Here is a 20,434-nt window from a genome sequence, read left to right on the forward strand (position 1 = left end):
AAAAAGTAAGGCCGCTATTTTAATAGCGGCCTTACTTTTTAAAAGATACTGTCATTTCGAGCAGCAGCGAGAACTTCTCTCTTGAGCGAAGCGAAAAAATCTATACACATGCAACCCCGTTTACTTGCCAATGTATAGATCTCTCCTTTCAGTTGAGATGACAAAATGTAATAAATGGTTTACTATTTAGCTTGCTATAGTATGCGTGTTGCTTTTAACTCCAATCTCTCGCACTTGCGCCGCAATAGCGCTTGCATCGTAACCGCATTCGGCCCAAAGCTCAGGCTGGTCGCCGTGTTCAATTACCCGGTCTGGAATGCCTAACCGAATAACCTGTGCATTGTAATTATGATCGGCCATAAACTCCAATATCGCGCTGCCCATGCCGCCTTCAATACATCCATCCTCAACCGTAATTACTTTACCGAATTTTTTGAATACTTCGTGTAGCAACACTTCGTCTAATGGTTTCACAAAGCGCATATCGTAATGAGCAGGATAGTAACCCTCGGTATTTAATTTCTCAATAGCTTTTACCGCTTGATTACCGGTATGCCCTATGGTTAATATCGCCACATCTTCACCGTCTGTTAATTTACGGCCTTTACCAACCGGAATAGCTTTAAACGGTCGCTGCCAATCCACCATCACACCGTTTCCACGCGGATAGCGAATCACAAACGGACCCATATCATCCTGTTGAGCTGTATACATCAGGTTACGCAGCTCTTCCTCATTCATTGGTGCAGATACCGTCATGTTAGGTATACAGCGCATAAAAGCCAGGTCGTACGCACCATGGTGTGTAGGGCCATCGGCACCGGCAATACCGGCACGGTCAAGGCAAAACACTACGTTTAGTTTTTGTATGGCTACGTCATGAATTACCTGGTCATAGGCCCGTTGCATAAAGCTGGAGTAAATATTACAGAATGGTATCAGCCCTTGCGTAGCAAGTCCGGCAGAAAAAGTCACGGCATGCTGCTCGGCAATACCTACGTCAAACGCGCGGTTAGGCATGGCTTTCATCATCAAATTTAACGAACAGCCCGATGGCATAGCCGGCGTAATACCCATAATCTTAGGGTTGGCTTCTGCCAGTTCTATAATGCTATGGCCAAATACATCCTGGTATTTTGGTGGTTGCGGTTTCTCGTAAGTGGTTTTCTTGATCTCGCCGGTTATCTTGTCAAACAAACCGGGAGCGTGCCATTTGGTTTGGTCCTTTTCGGCCAGGGCATAGCCTTTACCTTTGGTGGTAATGCAATGCAAAAGCTTTGGTCCGGGTATATCGCGCAAATCGTTCAACACCTTCACCATGTTTTTTACATCATGCCCGTCAATCGGCCCAAAATATCTGAATTTTAAAGCTTCAAAGAAGTTACTGCGTTTAAGAAGCGTGCCTTTAATGCTTTTCTCGATCTTCTGCACCATGTTATACGCATCAGGGCCTATAGACGAGATCTTGGCCAGTACACTGGCGATATCGTCTCTGAAACGGTTATATGGTTTTGATGTAGTTATAGAGGTAAGGTAATCCTTCAAGGCGCCCACGTTAGGGTCGATAGCCATGTTGTTATCATTCAGGATCACCAGCAAATTTGAATTTTCAATACCGGCATGGTTCAAAGCTTCGAAAGCCATACCCGCGGTCATCGCGCCATCGCCAATAACAGCAACATGCTGGCGGTCGGTCTCGCCTTTGTATTGCGATGCTACGGCCATACCCAAGGCTGCCGAAATAGAAGTAGAGGAGTGCCCGACACCAAAGGTATCGTATTCGCTTTCAGAACGCTTAGGGAACCCGCTGATGCCGCCATATATGCGATTCGTATCGAACACATCGCGACGGCCGGTTAGTATTTTATGGCCGTAAGCCTGGTGGCCCACATCCCACACTAACTGATCGTAAGGGGTGTTTAAAACATAATGCAGGGCAACGGTAAGCTCAACCACACCCAGGCTGGCGGCAAAATGCCCGCCATTTACCGAAACTATGTCAATAATATATTGACGCAACTCCTGGCAAACCTGTTCCAGTTGATCTTCACTAAGCTTCTTTAAATCAGAGGGATAGTTTATATGTTCTAATAAGTCACCGGCCTTTACCTGCATTGATTTTTATACAACTCTATTAACTTACAAAGTAAGTAAGTTTAATTTATAATTTAAGGACATTTAGCGGTAATATTTATTAAAAACAATCTGTCATTGCGAGCGAAGCGTGGCAATCGCACGTTGCAAAGTTCGCGATTGTCACGTCGTGCCTCCTCGCAATAACAAAAAAATGTATTTTTACCCGTAAATATGGAGCAAGAAGGCTTTGAGATAAAATTACCGCAGTTTGAAGGCCCTTTTGACCTTTTGCTGTTTTTTATTGAGCGCGATGAGCTGGATATACAAGATATCTCCATAGCCCGTATTGCCGATGATTTTCTGAACTATATACACCACATGGTGAGCTTGAACATTGAGGTAGCCAGCGAGTTTATTTTTGTTGCCGCCACGCTGATGCGCATTAAAGCCAAGATGTTACTGCCGCGACATGACAGTGGCGAGGCCGAAAACGAGGAAGATACCCGCGAAGCGCTGATCCGTAAACTGGTTGAGTATAAAAAATTCAAAGAGCTCTGCGAAGAGATTCGCCCGATGGAGGACGAGCGACTGAAACAGGAGCGCCGTGGTAATATAGTTGCCGACCTGGAAAATGCCGAACGCGCAGCCACCCCGGGCGAAGAGTTAAGCGACCTGAGCCTGTATCGCCTCATGATGGTTTATAACCGCCTGATGCGTAACTACAATAACCGCAGCGAAGAGGTCACCCATACCGTAACGCAGTACCCTTACACCATAGAAAAACAAAAGAAAGCCATAGACGATCTGCTGCGCATCAACAAAATGATGGACTTTAAAGCCATAGCCAAAGAGTCTGAAAACAAGGTGCATTTTGTATACAACTTCCTGGCTGTGCTGGAGATGCTGCAACAAGAGTTGATTGATATACAGATAGGGCTGGGTTTTAATAATTTTTGGATCTCGGCGAAGGTTAACGAATGAAACGAATTTTATGTCATTGCGAGCGTAGCGTGGCAATCGCGAATTATGTTTTGAAATTTGCGTCTTCGCGATTGCTTCGTCGTTCCGGTCGCACAAACACAATTTTTTTGGCAGACTACACCCATTAAAACAATTGTCTATTCATTATATATCCTTTAACAAATTCGGTATCTACAACTTATCTCCAAATATCCGACCTGCAGTCTAATTTTTGTTACCATTTGGAGTTATTAACATATCCGGAAAGTTTTGCACGCACAGCTAAAATCCACTAAATCTGTAGTCTAAAACGTTAATCTTTACTAACTTAGTCGCGATTTTTATATATCACTAATGAAAAGAGACAAATTAATATTTGAGCTGTTAGACGAAGAACAACAGCGCCAGGAAGAAGGACTAGAGCTTATAGCCTCAGAAAACTTTGTAAGCAAGCAAGTTATGGAAGCAGCAGGCTCTGTTGCAACCAACAAATATGCCGAAGGCTTACCGGGCAAACGTTATTATGGCGGCTGCCAGATAGTTGATGAAATTGAAACCATTGCTATTGAGCGCGCTAAAGAACTGTTTAATGCGGAGTGGGTTAACGTACAACCACACTCTGGCGCACAAGCTAACGCAGCCGTGATGTTAGCCTGCCTGCAACCAGGCGATAAAATATTAGGTTTTGATCTTTCACATGGTGGGCACTTAACCCATGGTTCGGCAGTAAACTTCTCTGGTAAACTGTATGAGCCTCATTTTTATGGTGTTAAAAAAGATACCGGCTATGTTGATTATGAGCTGTTAGAGAAAGTAGCACTTAAAGAAAAACCAAAGATGATTATCTGTGGTGCCTCTGCTTATTCGCGCGATTGGGATTATGCTTTCATCCGTCAGGTAGCCGACAAGATTGGTGCTTTGGTATTGGCAGATATTTCTCACCCTGCTGGCTTAATAGCACGGGGTTTATTAACAGACCCGCTGCCTCATTGCCACATTGTTACTACTACTACCCACAAAACCCTTAGAGGCCCCCGGGGTGGTTTGATCATGATGGGTAAAGACTTTGAAAACCCATGGGGATTAAAAACCCCAAAAGGTGAAATCAGGATGATGTCGAACCTTTTGGATATGGCGGTTTTCCCGGGTACACAAGGTGGCCCGTTGGAGCACATCATTGCTGCCAAGGCAATTGCCTTCGGCGAGGCGCTTTCCGACTCGTATATGAAATATATATTGCAGGTTAAGAAAAATGGCGCGGCTATTGCAAAAGCATTTATAGACAAAGGTTATGAGATAGTATCAGGCGGTACAGATAACCATTTGGTGCTTATTGATCTGCGCAATAAAAACGTAACCGGCAAGGCTGCCGAGAACGCTTTGGTAAAAGCAGACATCACTATCAATAAAAATATGGTACCTTACGATGATAAGTCGCCATTTATAACTTCAGGCATACGTATAGGTACAGCAGCTGTAACTACGCGTGGCATGAAAGAGAAACAAATGGAAGAGATTGTAGACCTGATTGATGAAGTAATTAAAGACCCTGAAAACGAACATTCTTTAGATAAGGTTCGTAAAAAGGTCCATAAGTTAACGGAGAAATTTCCGTTATATAAGGAGTAACCGGTTAAATGATTCGAAAGCAACCAGTCTTAACAGATACTGAAACTAAGCGCCTTGCGGCGCTTAGTTCATATAATGTTCTGGACACGTTGCCCGAGAAGGAATATGATGCTATTACCCGCCTGGCTTCCTACATATGCCAGGTGCCTGTCGCGCTGATCTCTCTGATCGATGGCGAAAGACAATGGTTTAAGTCGAAAATTGGCTTAGACATTAATGAAACCTCGCGTGCCGATGCTTTTTGCAACTACACCATTTTAAATGATGATTTGCTGGAGATAAGTAATGCCGCCGAGGACGAAGATTTTAAAGACAATCCGTTTGTAAAGGGCGATGCCCATATCCGTTTTTATGCGGGCGCCCCGTTAATTGACCCCGACGGTAACAGGCTGGGTTCATTATGCGTGGTTGATATTGTACCCCGTAAGCTAACCACCGAGCAGCGCGATGCTCTGCGTACATTGGCCGACGAGGTGATGTCGCACTTTATCCTGCGTAAGCAACAGCGCGAACTGAAGAAATCGCTGGAGGCGCATAAAGAGTTTTTCAACCTGTTCGATTCATCGCCTGATATCCATTTTATTGCTGCCGAAGATTCAAGTATTGAACTCATCAATAGGGCTGTGATAAGCATTTTAGGCTATGAGCCTGAGCAATGTATCGGCAAATCGCTTTGGGCCTTTGTTGCCGGCGAGAGCAGGGATAAGTTTGCTGAGGTGATAGAAAAAGCTAAAGCTACGGGCAAGGCATTTGATCTGGAAACCCGCACCGCTAACTTAAGTGGCGCCGAGAAATGGATTGGTTGGTGCGGTGTTTATAAAGGTGGCAAATGGTATGCAAGCGGCCGGGATATTACCTATCAAAAAAGAATTACTACAGAACTGGAGCAGCTATCATTAGTTGCCAGTAAGATTGTTAACGGGGTGATGATTGCCGATGCCAATGACAACATTATCTGGACAAATGACGCCTTTGAAAAGATCACAGGCTATAGTCACGATGATGTGGTTGGAAAGCGCCTACGCGATGTGATCATTGGTAAATCTGACCATAATAACCCGTTACAACAGTACCAGGATATGATTAAAAGCAAGAAATCATACTCGGTACATGTTTACGCTACCTGTAAGAATGGGCAAGAAGTGTGGTTATCATTAATAACCACAGTTATTTACGATAAAGACGGCGAGGTTGAAAAATACATCCGCGTAATATCCGACATCACCCAACGTAAAAATGCGGAGCGCGATCTGGAGATATTGTCATTCGCGGCACGTAAATCGCCAACCGGCATGTTAAGCAGGGATGCTAATGGTGTGGTGATCTGGATGAATGAGGCGATGGAGAAAATAACCGGCTATACACTAGCCGAGATGGAAGGCAAACGTTTTGGTAAAACACTGGTGGGTAAAGATACCGACATGACGGTATTTGAATCGGCCCTTAAAGCTGTCGAACAAAGCCTTCCCTATAATTGTGAAATACTGATCTACCCTAAAGATTGCAACCCGATATGGGTGGCCATGTCTAACAGCCCGCTATTTAATGATGCCGGGAATGTGGAGCGCCAGGTTACCAATATGATAGATATCAGTGAGAGCAAAAAGGCACAGGCTGAATTGAAATTGCTGTCGTTAGTGGCCAGTAATACTACTAGCGGCGTAGTAATTAACAATGCCGAAGGTGAGATAGAGTGGGTGAATGGTGCTTTCGAGAAAATAACAGGTTTCGATATTAATGATGTGCGTAGCCGCCACCTGGGCGATGTTTTGCAGGGTGAGCTTACCGACGTATCTATTATCAAAAAGGGCCGTGACCTGTCAAAGAACAAACAATCCTTTGAGGTTGATTTGCTGGGATATCGTAAAGACGGTACACCTATGTGGATCACGGTGATTAACTCGGTCATTCTGGATAAACAAGGCGCGGTCGAGAAATACATTGAGGTGGTAATTGATATCAGTGCTAAAAAGAAAGTAGAGCTTGAACTGGTAGCTGCCAAAGAGCAGGCCCAGCAACTAAACCGCGCTAAAGACATGTTTATTTCGGTAATGAGCCATGAAATACGCACGCCGTTAAATGCGGTTATCGGTATGTCGCACTTGTTGTTGAATGGGCAGAAACTGGAGTCGCAGGAAGAAAACCTGGAAGTGCTTAAATTCTCGTCAGATAACCTGTTAACATTAATTAATGATCTGCTTGATTTTACCAAGATAGAAACGGGTAATGTTGAGCTGGAACAGGCCGAAGTAAACCTGCGCGATACGATACATAGCATCACCGCATCATTACAATATAAAACTAAAGAAAAAAATATCTACCTTCAGGCTCAAATTGACCCTGCAGTACCCGACGTGGTTATTGGTGATAGTACAAGGCTGTCACAGATAATGTTAAATTTAACCAATAATGCTGTTAAATTTACCGATGAAGGTGGTGTTAAAATTAGTTTAGAAATTATTGATCAAACCCGGAAAAAGGTACGCATACGTTTTTCTGTAACCGATACTGGAATTGGTATAGCTAGTGATAAATTAAATACGATATTTGAATCGTTTAAACAGGCTGATAGCAGTACAACCCGTAAATATGGCGGTACAGGCTTAGGTTTAGCAATAAGTAAACGCTTAATAGAACTGCATGACTCGCGTGTAAATGTTGACAGTGTGCCGGGCGAGGGCTCTACATTTTGGTTTACAATAACATTTAATAAAACAGACAGTAAAAAAAGTAATAATACAAACGTGGAAACAACATTAAATATCAGTGTACTTGTGGTTGATGACAATCAGATCAACAGATTATTGATCAATAAGATCTTGACCAAATGGGGGGCCACAATTGATTTTGCCGAAAATGGTTTACAGGCGGTAAATAAAATTGAAAGTCAAAAGTATGATGTGATTTTAATGGATATCCATATGCCCGAAATGGGCGGCCTGGAAGCTACGCAGATAATTCGTAACAAGCCTGAGCCATATTTTAAAAACTTGCCTATCATTGCGCTAACTGCATCAATGCTAACCAGCCAAATGGGCGACATTGGCAACGCCGGTATGAACGACTATATCCTGAAGCCATTCGAGCCAAAGATCCTGTTCGAAAAATTAAGCAGGTTCCAGAAGCAATAGCCAGTGATTGGAGATTAGTGACTAGAGATTAGTCATTTCTTAAAATAGAATATTACTTAATCTCTGATCTCAATTGCCTATTCTCTCTATTCCGCATAGGCTATCGTAGCAATGCTGAGTTTCAATCCTTCTATTTGTAGTAGCGGTATGGCACAAGCCTCGAGTGTTGAGCCGGTGGTGATGATATCGTCTACCAATAATATATGCTTGCCTTTTAGCTTTTCCGGATTTTTTACCGCAAACACTTCCTGCATATTTTCAAAACGTGCAAATCTTGACCGGTGTGTTTGAGTTTGGGTGGCTTTGGTGCGTATCAGGTTATTTTCTTCAACAATACCGTTCAGTTTTTCTGCCAGCCCCTGGGCAAAGCAAGTGCTTTGGTTATAACCGCGTTCTTTAAGCCGCTTTTTGTGAAGCGGCACGGGTATGATATAATCAACCCCGGCAAATTGCGGGTTACCTGATAACTGCTTGCCTGCAACATTGCCTAAAAAATTACCAATTTGCTGCATGCCTTTATATTTAAAATGATGCATCAGATTTTGCACCTTACCACCCTTGGTAAAGTAGTACAAAGCGTAAGCGCCTTCCAGGTTTAGTTTACCCCAAAATTGTTGCGCTACAATATTGTCGGCCTGTAAATGGAAATTGGTAAGCGGTAAATTATAATGGCAATCGGTGCAGATCACTTTTTCGTGCGCTACCAATTCATTGCCGCAGGCCGGGCATAACTGCGGAAATAAGAGTGATAGAAAATCTGCTAAATAACTGGTTTTTAGCCTCATTCTTATCATTTTTTGTATTCAGTGATCCAATGAAACGGCGGCTCGGTCAATTGGAAGTGCCGTTTACTGCGTTTTAACTCTACTTTTAAACTGTCGGCCCCTTTTTTACCCGAAAGCTCGATAGTGTTGCTATCGGGCAATTGATAGTGCATGGTAAATAACGTAGAAGTACCGGCATCAGTAGTTCTCTTGAAATCAATATTACGGTTTAGGCTGTCAATCGAATATTCAAAATAAGCCCGGTTGTATTGGCGCCTAAAAGTAGTATCGCCTGTTTTAATGCTGCCCTGGTCATTGTCTAAAATAAAATCCTGCCAGGCTAAAGTATCTGCAGCAATATTAACAGGTTTGTTGTTAACAACATAGGCAGCTACATTGTAAATTCCATTTGGAATGGGAGATTTTACAATTTGGTGTACCCTTTTGTAGTAAGAATAATAGTTAAAAGTAACTATGCCCACCGCCATGATGACAAATAGCGTTTTAAATATTATCCGGCCTATTTTCAAATATTTATTACTAAAACTAAACTGATAGATATTTGAAACGGGAGCCGGTTTATTGAGAACAAAAATTGCTAGTAAACGATTGCTTTCGTTAGCCAGTAAAAACAAGCAGATAAATACCAGTTGGGTCGAGAATATTTTTACTGGTATGTCATAACAAAAATTAAGCATCATTACATTGATAAATACCCCGGTTGCTATAATAATACCTAATGTAGTAGTCCGGCGATACAACAATAATAGCCCTGCTACAACCTCCATTACTCCGGAAAATACCTGGTATGGTGTGGAATAGCCTATAAACAACCATGAAAGCCGCATCGGTAAAAAATCGCCAAGCGGGGTAGCCAATTGATGCAGGTTGGGGAAAACCATCTGCATTGCAAATAATTTGTCTATACCGTATACCATAGCATTCAAAATCAGAAAATAGCGGGCAAACAGGCAAAGCCAATAATTAAGCTGTATGTAATTCTTCCGCTTAAAGTCTATCGCCGACCAAATTATACAACCGATCAACGATAACAGCAAAGCCAGCCAAAGCCCGGCCCATGAAAACGAAGTATCGCCGCCGCTTCCGTTAGAATACATCAGTGTGTTCTTAATATGAAAAAGATGTTTGTTGGCCAGCTCTGCCAGCCACCTCCAAAATATTCCGTAAAATTTAAATAAATTTTGGCCCGGGCTAAACCAGCCCCATGGGCGTATGGTAAGTGTCAGGTAAACAAACAAGAATCTGAAAATAATTTTTCTCCACCGCGGCCAGCGAATAGATTGTTCCTGAGCAAAATTCATGGTGATAAGTAATTGGTGCCTAAATATAAAACATACTTAGGTATTTACCTACCAATTAGCTTTCTTTAACAGATGGTTCTTTAGCGTCTTTAATAGCTAACTGCCCGCAAGCGGCATCAATGTCTTTACCACGGCTGCGGCGAATGTGGGTGTTTACCCCGTTTTTGCGCAGATGCTCGGCAAAAGCGTCAACTTTATCCTCGCCGGCATTCAGATAAGAGGCAAAAGCAATAGGATTATATTCTATAATATTTACTTTACAGGGCAGGTGCTTGCAAAAGCGAGCCAGCTCATCGGCATCCTCAATGTTATCATTAAATCCGTCAAAAATAATGTATTCATAAGTTACCGGATTCTTTGTTTTGGCGTAGTAGTATTTTAAAGCCTCGGCCAATGCCTTTAATGAGTTTTGCTCATTGATGGGCATTATGGTATTGCGCTTTTCGTCATTAGCTGCATGTAGAGACAGGGCTAGGTTAAATTTAACCCCGTCATCGCCCAGCTTTTTAATCATTTTGGCTATACCTGCTGTAGATACAGTGATACGCTTAGCCGACATGTTGAGACCGTCTTCAGAAGTTAGTTTTTCTACCGACTCCAATACATTCTTGTAATTAAGCAAAGGTTCGCCCATACCCATATAAACAATGTTGCTTAAAGGGATGCCATAATTTTCGCGGGCTTGTTTGTCTATGAGTACAACCTGGTCATAAATCTCATCAGGATTAAGGTTGCGTTTGCGCTCCATGTAGCCGGTAGCGCAAAATTTACAGGTTAAGCTACAACCCACTTGCGATGATACACAAGCAGTCATTCGTTCACTTGTCGGAATTAAAACGCCCTCAATTAAATGCTTGTCGTGTAAAATGAAAGAATTTTTTATAGTTTTATCAGCGCTAAACTGCGAGTTGTTGATTGTTACATTATTAATAACAAATTTCTCGTCGAGTTTAGTACGAAGTTCTTTTGAAATGTTGCTCATCTCTTCGAACGAAAAGCATGATTTTTTCCATAACCATTCATAAACTTGTTTGGCCCTGAAGCTTTTTTCGTCCATTTGGATAAAATGATTTTGCAGGTCGGCCAGACTTAGGCTACGGATGTCAATTTTCTCTTTTTCAGCGCTCACGTTGCAAAAATACGAAATTTTAAAAAATCTGTCTTTTAAATTGTTGGGTTAAAAACAATAACCTAAAGTTAATGTATTAATTTAATGGATCGACAAGAGAAGAATGAGCACCTGTTAAGTTACAACCGATGAAAATTTTTAGAGCCGATTACGTTTTTCCTATTAGTGCCGATCCGATAAAAAATGGTTATGTTGCCATTGATGATGAAGGTAAGATCATCGCGGTATCAGACCAAATACCCCCTGGTGCAGAACATGGATCTGTTGAACAACTAAGTGGTATTATAACCCCCGGGTTTATAAACACTCATTGCCATGTAGAGCTTTCACATTTGCAGGGCAAAGTCGCCGAAAAAGAAGGCTTGGTTGCCTTCATTAAAAGCATCCAAAGTCTCAGAAATGCCGATCCCAAAGAAATAGAAGCTGCCGCCGTTAAGGCCGACGCAGATATGTATGAAAACGGCATCGTAGCCGTAGGCGATATATCCAACAGCAACGTCACCATTCCCATTAAGGCCAAAAGCAAAATTTACTATCATACTTTTGTTGAAACCTTTGGTTTTACCCCAGATAGGGCCGATGCCGTGTTTCAGGGAGCATTAGACCTTGTGGCCCAGTTTGAGCCGCAACCATGTTCGGTTACTCCGCATGCGCCGTATTCGGTTTCTAAAGAGTTGTTTAAACTGATCAAACGGTACTGCGACGATCATCCCAATAAAAACCTGATTAGTATGCATAACCAGGAGTGCGAGGATGAGAATAAGTTTTATCGTTACAAGCTGGGTAGTTTTAATGATCTGTATGCGCATTTTGGTATAGATATCAGTTATTTCAAACCGCAAGCGCGTAACTCGTTACAATCGGTTGTGCCGCTATTAACCAGCAAGCAGGATATATTAATGGTACATAACACCTGTACCAACCTGAAAGATATATACTTTATTAAGCGCTTCGATCGCCGTATTAACTGGTGCTTTTGCCCTAACGCTAATGTATATATTGAAGGGAGTATGCCCAAAGTGGACCTTTTTCTTGACCAGGGTTTTAATATTACCCTGGGTACAGACAGCCTGGCATCAAACAGTAAGCTATGTATTTTAAGCGAAATGCGGGTGCTGCAAGCCAAATTTCCATCACTAAGCACAGAACGGTTGCTTCAATGGGCTACGATCAATGGCGCCAGGTTTTTGGGTATTGACAAAAACAAAGGCAGCATTGAACCCGGCAAAGCCCCCGGCCTAAACCTGATAACCGGACTTGATGGTCTTAAAATTACGCCCGAAACTAAAGTTAAAAGGTTAGTGTGACGTCACAGATTATTCATCATGTCATCTCCCGCTTTGCTCGAAATGACAGCGTTTTTTTTACCGGCTTTTGCCTTTTTAATTTTTACTTTTGGCTTCAATTATGAAGCATCTCGATATTACGGTAAAAGGAAAAGTGCAGGGCGTAATGTACCGCGCCGCAACCAAAGCGGTAGCCGATCAACTCGGTGTACGCGGTAGTGTAAAAAACCAGCCCGATGGCGATGTGGTTATCGAGGCCGAGGGCGAACCTGCAATGCTGGACATGTTTATAGATTGGCTGCATGAGGGCCCGCAAAATGCCGAGGTGAGTTCTGTCGAATCGCATGAGGGCGAATTGAAAAACTATCGTAATTTTGAAGTGTTAAAACGGGGATTGTTTAAATAACCTCTGCCAACTAAACTACGCGCACTATTGTCAACAGCTAAAAAATTTGCCGGGCAAACAGCTATATATGGGTTAAGTACCATCATACAGCGCCTGCTAAGCTCATTACTTACGCCTTTATATACCGGGGCATACCTGCCTAAGGTTTACAGTATTTTTAGTACCATGTTTAGCTATGCATCCATTTTACAGGCTGTATTAGCATTTGGGATGGAAACTACTTTTTTTAGATACCTAAATAAGTTTCCTGATAAAAAAAGGCAGGTTTATAATAACGGTTTCTGGGTAATATTTGTAGTAACCATCTGCTTTTTACTACTTACTGTTCCGTTTACCCATACGTTGGCAGGGTTAATAAAAATTGGAAAAGACATACCACAAAATGAGTTCGAGCTTTATATAAAATTATTTATCGGCATTTTGATACTTGATGCGTGGTGCGTAATTCCGTTTGCTAAACTACGTGCTGATAATCGCCCGGTAAAATATGGCTCAATTAAAGTAGTCAATATCATTATCACAGTATTTTTTAACCTGTTATTTATTATCGCGATCCCCTATTGGATAAAGCACCAATTATATGGCTGGCATTGGTTCTCAAGTTGGTATGTACATGGCTGGGTTGCGTATGCTTTTTTATCCAATCTTATTTCCAGTTTTGTTACACTGTTAATGTTATTGCCAGAGCTGCTCGGACTCGAGTTAAAGTTTGATAAAGTAATGTTTAGGTTAATGCTGATTTACAGCGGCCCTATCTTGGTGGCAAACTTATCTTACCTGGTTAATGAAAACCTGGATAAGATATTACTTGGAAAATTATTGCCCGTAAGTATAAGTGAGCAAGAAGTAGGTATTTATTCGGCCTGCGCGCGCTTGTCTATTTTTGCAAGTTTGTTTAACCAGGCATTCCGCATGGGAGCCGAGCCATTTTTTTTCAGTCACTCTAAAAATAAAAATGCCGGATATACCTACGCTAAGATCATGGACTACTTTGTAATTACCATGTGTATAATGTTTTTAGGTGTGGTAGCCAATATTGAGATATTAAAACACTACGTGAATAACAGAGCATATTGGGTAGGGCTTGATGTAGTGCCGCCATTGCTATTTGGTTATGTGGCACTAGGGGTTTATATGAATTTATCGGTATGGTATAAACTATCAGACCAAACACGTTACGGTTTATATATTTCGTGTGTAGGCGCTGCCGCCACAATTATTTTAAATGTTGCTTTTATTCCAAAATACAGCTACATGGCTTCGGCTTGGGCATCGCTCGCGGCTTATACCATCATGATGATATTATCATACATCTGGGGGCAAAAAAACTATCCTATCCCTTACAACCTCAAAAAGAACCTCGCTTATATCATTGCTTCACTGGTGTTTGTTTATTTATCGTTCTACATATTTAAACGCAACATATTTGTAGGCAATGCGTTCTTGCTATTATTTGCAGGCGGCGCGATATTTTTTGAATGGAAAAATTTAAAAGCTATTTTTAGCAAATAACATCGCAACATTCTGCCTTAAGTGATAATTAATAAATGAGCAAGCAGTTTATAAACGGCATAAGAATCAGACATTGGGCAATGATTGCGTCGTTGGCCGGTTTTTGCTTTTTAACGATGCCTGTTAATGCGCAAAATGCTGCTCCCGAAAAAACTTCTATAACCAATATTGATTCTGATGCCGTTGAGAATTTGTTCTTTTCTGCGCTGAAAGAAAAAACGGTTGACAATAACGCCGGCGCCGCAGACATTTTCAATAAAATATTAGTGCTCGATCCGCAGAATGACGCGGCACTCTATGAACTGGCCAACATCAAGAAAAAGGAAAATAAATTTACCGAAGCACAACCACTACTGGAAAAAGCGGTAACGATAAAACCCGATAACGAATGGTATTGGTCGTCTTTGGCTGATATTTATGAAAAAGCTAACCAGATAGATAAACTGGAAAATGTATTTACCCAACTGATCAGACTTAATCCGGATAAGGTGGATTATTACTATGATCAGGGGAATGCTTATTTTATCCAGGGCCGTTATGACGAAGCGTTGAAGTTGTATGACCAGGTGGAGCAGATTACCGGTCCAAATGACGACCTGATCATCGCTCGCCAAAAAATATATTTGAAAGAAGGAAAGCTGGATAAAGCTGCTGTCGGTTTAGAGCAAATGATTGCATCGAACCCTAACCAGATAAAATATTACCTGCTGTTGGCCGAGATCTATACCTCGAATAACGCTACTGATAAAGCCTTCAAAGTATTGTCGCAAGCCAAAGCCATTGAGCCCAACAACCCGATGATCCATTTGGGTTTGGCTGATATTTACCGCAGCAAGAAAGATATAAATTCCAGCTTTGCCGAGCTTAAAATAGCTTTTGCCAATCCGGATCTGAATATAGACCAAAAGGTAAGAATTATGATGGGATACTTCCCCAAATTCTCTGAGCCTAATGCTAAAAACGGCGCACTGGCCAGCGCGCTTGAGTTGAGTAAGATCATTGTGGATACACATCCTAACGAAGCCAAAGGTTACGCGCTATATGGCGATTTGCTGGTACAAAGCGAAAAATATCCTGAAGCTAAAGACGCCTATTCAAAATCAGTGGCATTAAACGGCCAGATCTATGAAACCCGCGAACAGTTGGTACGCCTTGAATTAGGCAGCAATGATATTGAAGGCGTGATTCGCGATGGCGAAAGTGCGTTGTCGTTTTTCCCCAACCAGGGTTGGATGAATTATTACGTGGGTAGTGCCTGGCTGCAAAAAAAGGATTATCAGAAAGCTTTGAGTTACCTTAAAAGCGCAGTAGCGGTAGAGTTTCAGGATAAGGATCTGTTGTCGCTTACGTTTTCGCAGATGGGCGATTGTTATCACGCCATGCAGGACAATAAAAATTCTGACGACTCGTACGAAAAATCATTAAGTTACAGCCCTGATAATAAATACACCTTAAATAATTACGCCTATTATTTATCGTTAAGGGGAGAGCAATTAGATAAAGCTGCTGCAATGGCTAAACATGCTAATGAGCTGGAGGTTAATAACGCATCGTTTGAGGACACTTACGCCTGGATACTTTTTAAGCAGAAAAATTATAAGGATGCTAAAGTATGGATGGAAAAAGCCCAAACCGACAATAAAAATAAAAGCGCTGTACAGACCGAACATTACGGCGATATCTTGTTTTACCTGGGTGATGCCGATGGCGCCGTGCAATATTGGAAAAAAGCTAAAGAGTACGGAGCAACTTCGCCCGTTCTGGATCGAAAGATAAATGAAAAGAAATATATTGAATAAGGCATTAATAGCTTGCGTTTTATTGGCGATGGTAAGTTGCAAAGCCAAAAAAAAAGTAGTAGCGGTTACATCCACAACTCCGCAGGTTGGTAACACGGTTTCCATTCCAACCACCACACCCGATTTAACTTATCTGAAAAATCAGTTAGCAGTAATCAAAGGTCACCAGGTTACTTTCAATACTTTTTCGGGCAGAGCTAATACTAAGTTAGACGTTAACGGCAGCAGCAATGATGTTACCCTCAATATCCGTATAGCGCGCGATAAAAAGATCTGGGTATCTATTACCGCTTTGCTCGGTATTGAAGTGGCCCGTGCTGTAATTACTCCGGACAGTATAAAAATTGTCAATAAGCTGCAGGGTGTTTACCTGAAAAAGCCTTTTAGCTATATCTATCAATACGCCAGCCGCCAGGTTAATTACAAAACTGTAGAATCATTACTGGTAGGTAATGTTATGCCGGAGTTGCTTACCGAAAACTCGACTGTAAAAACGGACATGGGCAATGTACAGCTTTCGGGCACTTTGCAAGACTTGGTATATAATCTGATGTTAGGTACAAATATGCGTGTTACGCAATTCAACCTTACTAATACTGCCGAGCAACAAGCACTGCTGGTTACCAACAGCACTTTTATACAAGCCGATAACAGGTTAGTTCCTTCGGAAATCAATATCCTGTCGACCATAAAAGACAAAAAGATCCAGGCCGAATTGCACTATAACAAAGTAGACTTTGATCTTCAATTAGATTTTCCTTTCAATATTCCGGAAAGATATACCCCTGCCGATTAAAAAATTAATATTTTTGACCCGGATGAAATTTTTAAAAGTATTACTTCTTTTAATCTGCGTTTTCGCAGCGGTACATGTGCACGCCCAAAGCAGTACCGAGCTAAAAAAGCAGCGCGACCGCATTAATGATGAGTTAGAGCAACTGAATCGCCAATTGGAGGAAACTCAGAATAACAAAAAATCCACCCTAAAACAGCTTAATATATTAAAGGCCCAGATCAATCTGCGCGAGCAGAAAATAACGGGGATAAACAGTGAGGTCCGTGGGCTTGATAATCAGATCTCGGAGAACACCAATACTGTTCATGATTTGCAGGGCCAGCTAAGCCTGCTAAAAAAGAAATATGCCGATATGGTGCTATTCGCCTATCGAAACAAAAGCGGGTATAACAAGCTCATGTTTATTTTTGCCGCAAAAGATTTTAATCAGGCTTATAAACGTTTAAAATATCTGCAGCAATTTGCAACCTATCGCGAGCGACAGGCAGCCTCTATTGAAAGCAAACAAAAAGATCTGCATGTTAAAATAGTTGAGCTGGACAAAACCAAGGACGAAAAACATACGTTACTAGTTGACCAGGAGAAGGAAAAAGCAAACCTGGGGAAAGAGCGTAACAGCCAGTCTGAAGCAGTAAAAAACCTGAGCAGCCAGGAAAAACAACTGCGTAGCCAGGCTATGGCAAAACAACGCGAAGCATCAAGAATAACCCGTGCTGTTATTAAGGCGCAAATTGAAGAAGAAAGGCGCAGAGCCGAAGCTGCAGAGGCTGCACGTTTGGCAGCTGAAAAGGCGAAAGCTGCAGCTAATGGTACTACGGTAACCGCTGCTGCTCCAAAACCGGTAGCGCGCAGAACCAATAGCGAGTTGCTAAATTCGACGCCTGAAGCGGCTAAATTGTCAAACGACTTTTTGGGTAACCGCGGTAGGTTACCTTGGCCGGTGGCCCAGGGAGCCGTAACACAAGGCTTCGGTACATATACTACTGATGGTATCAGAAGCGAAAGTACCGGTCTGGATATCCGTACTAATGACGGCGCTGCAGTAAGGGTAGTGTTTGACGGAACGGTGTCAAAAGTGCAAAATGTGTTAGGCGCCTGGCTAATCATTATCAGGCATGGCGAGTATCTGACAGCTTACTCAAACTTAAAATCGGCAAACGTGTCGGCAGGGCAAAAAGTAAGTACCAAACAAACCATAGGCACTGCCGCTACCGATGGGGTAACCGGCGAGAGCATGGTGCACTTTGAGTTGTATAAAGCCGGTACGCCGGTTGACCCAAAAGAATGGTTGGCCGACAGATAATTAACTTATATATAATAATTACTTATATTTGTAACCTAATAAAAAGAATATGTTTAGTTCAGTTTTTTTGTTTTTTGAATTCACTCCGCCCGAAATATTTTTGATACTATTTGTGGTATTGTTGTTATTTGGCGGTGATAAATTACCGGGTCTGGCACGTGGGTTAGGTAAAGGTATTCGTGATTTTAAAGATGCATCAGAGGGTGTGAAACGTGAGATTAATAACCAGATAGATAACTACGATAAGAAAAAGGAAGATGCGAAGCCTGAAGATACACCTTTAATTGCTGAAAACTCGACCGATAATCCGGAAGGAAAAAAAGAGGATACGCCATCTGAAACAGTTACACCGGTTGCCAACACTATACCTGCGGGCACTACGCACACAGCTACAGATAGTATTGAGCATAATCATATGTATGACGGCACGCCGGAGAGCAATGAGGAGCTTCATGCACATTATCGCGGTGGCGACACACACGTAAGAGAAACACCAATCCCGGGTACTGAGCCGGAGAAGAAAGCAAACGAATAATTAATTGTAAACTAATATTAAAAAATAAATATCATGGGATTAGAAGGGCCTACCGTCATCATCATCTTAGTAGTAGTATTGCTATTATTTGGAGGTAAAAAAATTCCTGAACTAATGAAAGGTTTAGGTAAAGGCGTTAAAGAATTTAAAGACGCACAAAGTGGTACTAACGCTGATGGTACTACCACTAACGGTACTAACACAACCAGCGAAGAACCAAAACGTAACGTATAAGTTCTGATTGCTACATCAGTACTTGTTAACTTAATATTACTTATCTGTTGAAATTAATTTCGATTTCGACAGATAAGTTTTTTATTTTCGGCCCATGGCTAAATTTTATTCCTCTTTAAGTGAGATAAAGGGCGACTTACAAAGTAATAAAATTACTGTTGAAGGACTGGTGCAGCGCTATCTGAGCCAGATTGAGAAGAATGCACATTTAAATGCCTTTAACGAGGTTTTTGATAATGAGGCATTAGTTCTTGCTAAAGAAGTTGATAGTCGCCTTAAAAAGGGCACCGCTGGCAAACTGGCCGGTATGGTGATTGCTATAAAAGATAACATTTGCTATAAAGGGCATAAGGTTAGCGCATCATCCAAAATACTTTCCAATTTTGAGTCTATTTATTCGGCAACTATTGTTGAGCGCTTGTTGGCAGAGGATGCCATCATCATTGGCCGTTGCAATTGCGATGAATTTGCCATGGGCGCCGCTAATGAAACATCATACTATGGCCCGGTAAAAAATCACGCCGATCAAACTAAAGTGTCAGGTGGCTCGTCAGGCGGCTCTGCGGTTGCTGTGCAGGCGGGTATGTGCCATGCGGCTATTGGTACAGACACAGGCGGCTCTGTTCGTCAGCCGGCCGCATTTTGTGGTACCATTGGCCTAAAACCTACTTACGGCCGCATCTCGCGTCACGGATTGATTGCTTATGCCTCTTCATTTGATCAGGCAGGGCCGATAACCAAGTCAGTAGAAGATGCCGCGCTGTTGCTTGAAGTAATGGCAGGGGCCGATGAATACGATAGCACATCGGCCACGCAGCCGGTACCGGCATATGCCACCGATCTTAAAAAATCAACCGGAAAAAAGAAAATAGCTTACCTGCAAGAATCTATCTCAAGCCCGGGTGTTGATAAAGAAGTAAAAAACGTGCTCATCAGCACCATAGATAAACTACGTGCCGAGGGCCATTCGGTTACACCAATTGCTTTTGAATTTCTGGATTACCTGGTGCCGGCGTACTACGTTTTAGTTACCGCCGAGGCTTCATCCAACCTGTCGAGATATGATGGTGTGCATTACGGTTATCGTAGCCCCCAGGCTACCGATTTAACATCAACCTATAAACGCTCGCGTTCTGAAGGTTTTGGTAAAGAGGTTAAGCGCCGTATTATGCTGGGCACTTTTGTACTGAGCGCCGGTTATTACGATGCCTATTATGCCAAGGCGCAAAAAGTACGCAGACTGATCCAGGAAAAAACTAATGATATTTTCAAAGAGTACGATTTTATACTAATGCCTACCGCGCCCGGCCCGGCTTATGACATTGGTAACGTAGAGGCCGACCCCGTTGTAAGCTACCTTGCTGATATATTTACGGTACAAGCTTCGCTAACCGGCGTGCCTGCGATTTCACTACCCGTAGGCAATAACAGTAAAGGTTTACCGTTAGGTTTACAATTATTAGCCAAACATTTTAACGAACAAGAATTACTTAATTTCTCCAAATATTTCCTGGAGCTATAATAATTTAATATATTGGTAAAACAATTAGGC

At 42.1% G+C, this 20,434-nt stretch carries 16 protein-coding genes; 12 read left to right on the plus strand and 4 right to left on the minus strand.

The features are described from left to right. Positions 1-186: 186 nt before the first annotated feature. A complete protein-coding gene (dxs, locus tag HB679_RS11200; protein WP_214072070.1) occupies positions 187-2,115 on the minus strand; it encodes a 1-deoxy-D-xylulose-5-phosphate synthase in 1,929 nt (642 codons plus the stop codon). Between the two features lie 192 nt (positions 2,116-2,307). Between dxs and HB679_RS11205 the strand changes: the two genes are divergently transcribed. The 3 genes from HB679_RS11205 (at position 2,308) to HB679_RS11215 (ending at position 7,796) form a co-directional block, all read left to right on the plus strand. Beyond that, positions 2,308-3,057: a segregation/condensation protein A gene (locus HB679_RS11205; RefSeq protein WP_214072071.1), complete on the plus strand. Its 750-nt coding sequence runs from the start codon at positions 2,308-2,310 to the stop codon at positions 3,055-3,057. Positions 3,058-3,390: 333 nt separating this feature from the next. Further along, on the plus strand, positions 3,391-4,665 hold the full coding sequence (gene glyA / locus HB679_RS11210) for a serine hydroxymethyltransferase (protein ID WP_214072072.1): 1,275 nt from the start codon (positions 3,391-3,393) through the stop codon (positions 4,663-4,665). A gap of 8 nt (positions 4,666-4,673) precedes the next feature. Beyond that, positions 4,674-7,796, plus strand: a complete 3,123-nt coding sequence (locus HB679_RS11215; protein WP_214072073.1) for a PAS domain S-box protein — start codon at positions 4,674-4,676, stop codon at positions 7,794-7,796. 86 nt (positions 7,797-7,882) lie between these two features. Here HB679_RS11215 and HB679_RS11220 read toward each other — a convergent pair whose 3' ends face one another. The 3 genes from HB679_RS11220 to rlmN are packed head-to-tail and all read right to left on the minus strand — an operon-like array spanning position 7,883 to position 11,011. After that, complete coding sequence (locus HB679_RS11220) at positions 7,883-8,581, minus strand: phosphoribosyltransferase family protein (protein WP_214072074.1); 699 nt, start codon at positions 8,579-8,581, stop codon at positions 7,883-7,885. Positions 8,582-8,586: 5 nt separating this feature from the next. After that, complete coding sequence (locus tag HB679_RS11225; protein ID WP_214072075.1) at positions 8,587-9,882, minus strand: hypothetical protein; 1,296 nt, start codon at positions 9,880-9,882, stop codon at positions 8,587-8,589. Positions 9,883-9,937: 55 nt separating this feature from the next. Continuing rightward, on the minus strand, positions 9,938-11,011 hold the full coding sequence (gene rlmN / locus HB679_RS11230) for a 23S rRNA (adenine(2503)-C(2))-methyltransferase RlmN (RefSeq protein WP_214072076.1): 1,074 nt from the start codon (positions 11,009-11,011) through the stop codon (positions 9,938-9,940). A gap of 128 nt (positions 11,012-11,139) precedes the next feature. Between rlmN and HB679_RS11235 the strand changes: the two genes are divergently transcribed. The 9 genes from HB679_RS11235 to gatA all read left to right on the plus strand — a co-directional run bounded on the left by HB679_RS11235 (position 11,140) and on the right by gatA (position 20,404). Beyond that, entirely contained in the window at positions 11,140-12,318 is a 1,179-nt protein-coding gene (locus HB679_RS11235) for an amidohydrolase family protein (protein WP_214072077.1), read from the plus strand. Between the two features lie 100 nt (positions 12,319-12,418). Further along, the gene (locus HB679_RS11240; protein ID WP_214072078.1) at positions 12,419-12,703 is read left to right on the plus strand and encodes an acylphosphatase; all 285 of its coding nucleotides are present in this window, start codon (positions 12,419-12,421) and stop codon (positions 12,701-12,703) included. A gap of 27 nt (positions 12,704-12,730) precedes the next feature. Next, positions 12,731-14,215, plus strand: a complete 1,485-nt coding sequence (locus HB679_RS11245; protein WP_214072079.1) for an oligosaccharide flippase family protein — start codon at positions 12,731-12,733, stop codon at positions 14,213-14,215. A 35-nt stretch (positions 14,216-14,250) separates the two neighbouring features. Next, entirely contained in the window at positions 14,251-16,014 is a 1,764-nt protein-coding gene (locus HB679_RS11250; RefSeq protein ID WP_214072080.1) for a tetratricopeptide repeat protein, read from the plus strand. Continuing rightward, positions 15,992-16,810 carry a DUF4292 domain-containing protein gene (locus HB679_RS11255; RefSeq protein WP_214072081.1) on the plus strand — a complete coding sequence of 273 codons (819 nt, stop codon included), beginning with the start codon at positions 15,992-15,994 and terminating at the stop codon, positions 16,808-16,810. The genes HB679_RS11250 and HB679_RS11255 overlap by 23 nt, the downstream gene beginning before the upstream one ends. 22 nt (positions 16,811-16,832) lie before the next feature. Further along, entirely contained in the window at positions 16,833-18,113 is a 1,281-nt protein-coding gene (locus tag HB679_RS11260) for a peptidoglycan DD-metalloendopeptidase family protein (protein WP_214072082.1), read from the plus strand. 49 nt (positions 18,114-18,162) lie between these two features. Continuing rightward, a complete protein-coding gene (locus tag HB679_RS11265; RefSeq protein WP_214072083.1) occupies positions 18,163-18,648 on the plus strand; it encodes a twin-arginine translocase TatA/TatE family subunit in 486 nt (161 codons plus the stop codon). Between the two features lie 33 nt (positions 18,649-18,681). Then, the gene (gene tatA / locus HB679_RS11270) at positions 18,682-18,882 is read left to right on the plus strand and encodes a twin-arginine translocase TatA/TatE family subunit (protein WP_214072084.1); all 201 of its coding nucleotides are present in this window, start codon (positions 18,682-18,684) and stop codon (positions 18,880-18,882) included. 94 nt (positions 18,883-18,976) lie between these two features. After that, the gene (gene gatA / locus HB679_RS11275) at positions 18,977-20,404 is read left to right on the plus strand and encodes an Asp-tRNA(Asn)/Glu-tRNA(Gln) amidotransferase subunit GatA (protein WP_214072085.1); all 1,428 of its coding nucleotides are present in this window, start codon (positions 18,977-18,979) and stop codon (positions 20,402-20,404) included. Positions 20,405-20,434 lie beyond the last annotated feature (30 nt).

Origin of the sequence: Mucilaginibacter sp. dw_454, assembly GCF_018449775.1 — a bacterium.
Taxonomy (GTDB): Bacteria; Bacteroidota; Bacteroidia; order Sphingobacteriales; family Sphingobacteriaceae; genus Mucilaginibacter.

Bases quoted from the DNA above. Each gene is read 5' to 3' on its own strand.
- HB679_RS11240 (WP_214072078.1), top strand. From the start codon at position 12,419: ATGAAGCATCTCGATATTACGGTAAAAGGAAAAGTGCAGGGCGTAATG.
- dxs (WP_214072070.1), bottom strand. From the start codon at position 2,115: ATGCAGGTAAAGGCCGGTGACTTATTAGAACATATAAACTATCCCTCT.
- tatA (WP_214072084.1), top strand. From the start codon at position 18,682: ATGGGATTAGAAGGGCCTACCGTCATCATCATCTTAGTAGTAGTATTG.
- HB679_RS11260 (WP_214072082.1), top strand. From the start codon at position 16,833: ATGAAATTTTTAAAAGTATTACTTCTTTTAATCTGCGTTTTCGCAGCG.
- HB679_RS11225 (WP_214072075.1), bottom strand. From the start codon at position 9,882: ATGAATTTTGCTCAGGAACAATCTATTCGCTGGCCGCGGTGGAGAAAA.
- HB679_RS11215 (WP_214072073.1), top strand. From the start codon at position 4,674: ATGATTCGAAAGCAACCAGTCTTAACAGATACTGAAACTAAGCGCCTT.
- HB679_RS11220 (WP_214072074.1), bottom strand. From the start codon at position 8,581: ATGAGGCTAAAAACCAGTTATTTAGCAGATTTTCTATCACTCTTATTT.
- HB679_RS11265 (WP_214072083.1), top strand. From the start codon at position 18,163: ATGTTTAGTTCAGTTTTTTTGTTTTTTGAATTCACTCCGCCCGAAATA.
- glyA (WP_214072072.1), top strand. From the start codon at position 3,391: ATGAAAAGAGACAAATTAATATTTGAGCTGTTAGACGAAGAACAACAG.
- HB679_RS11250 (WP_214072080.1), top strand. From the start codon at position 14,251: ATGAGCAAGCAGTTTATAAACGGCATAAGAATCAGACATTGGGCAATG.
- gatA (WP_214072085.1), top strand. From the start codon at position 18,977: ATGGCTAAATTTTATTCCTCTTTAAGTGAGATAAAGGGCGACTTACAA.
- HB679_RS11235 (WP_214072077.1), top strand. From the start codon at position 11,140: ATGAAAATTTTTAGAGCCGATTACGTTTTTCCTATTAGTGCCGATCCG.
- HB679_RS11255 (WP_214072081.1), top strand. From the start codon at position 15,992: ATGAAAAGAAATATATTGAATAAGGCATTAATAGCTTGCGTTTTATTG.
- HB679_RS11205 (WP_214072071.1), top strand. From the start codon at position 2,308: ATGGAGCAAGAAGGCTTTGAGATAAAATTACCGCAGTTTGAAGGCCCT.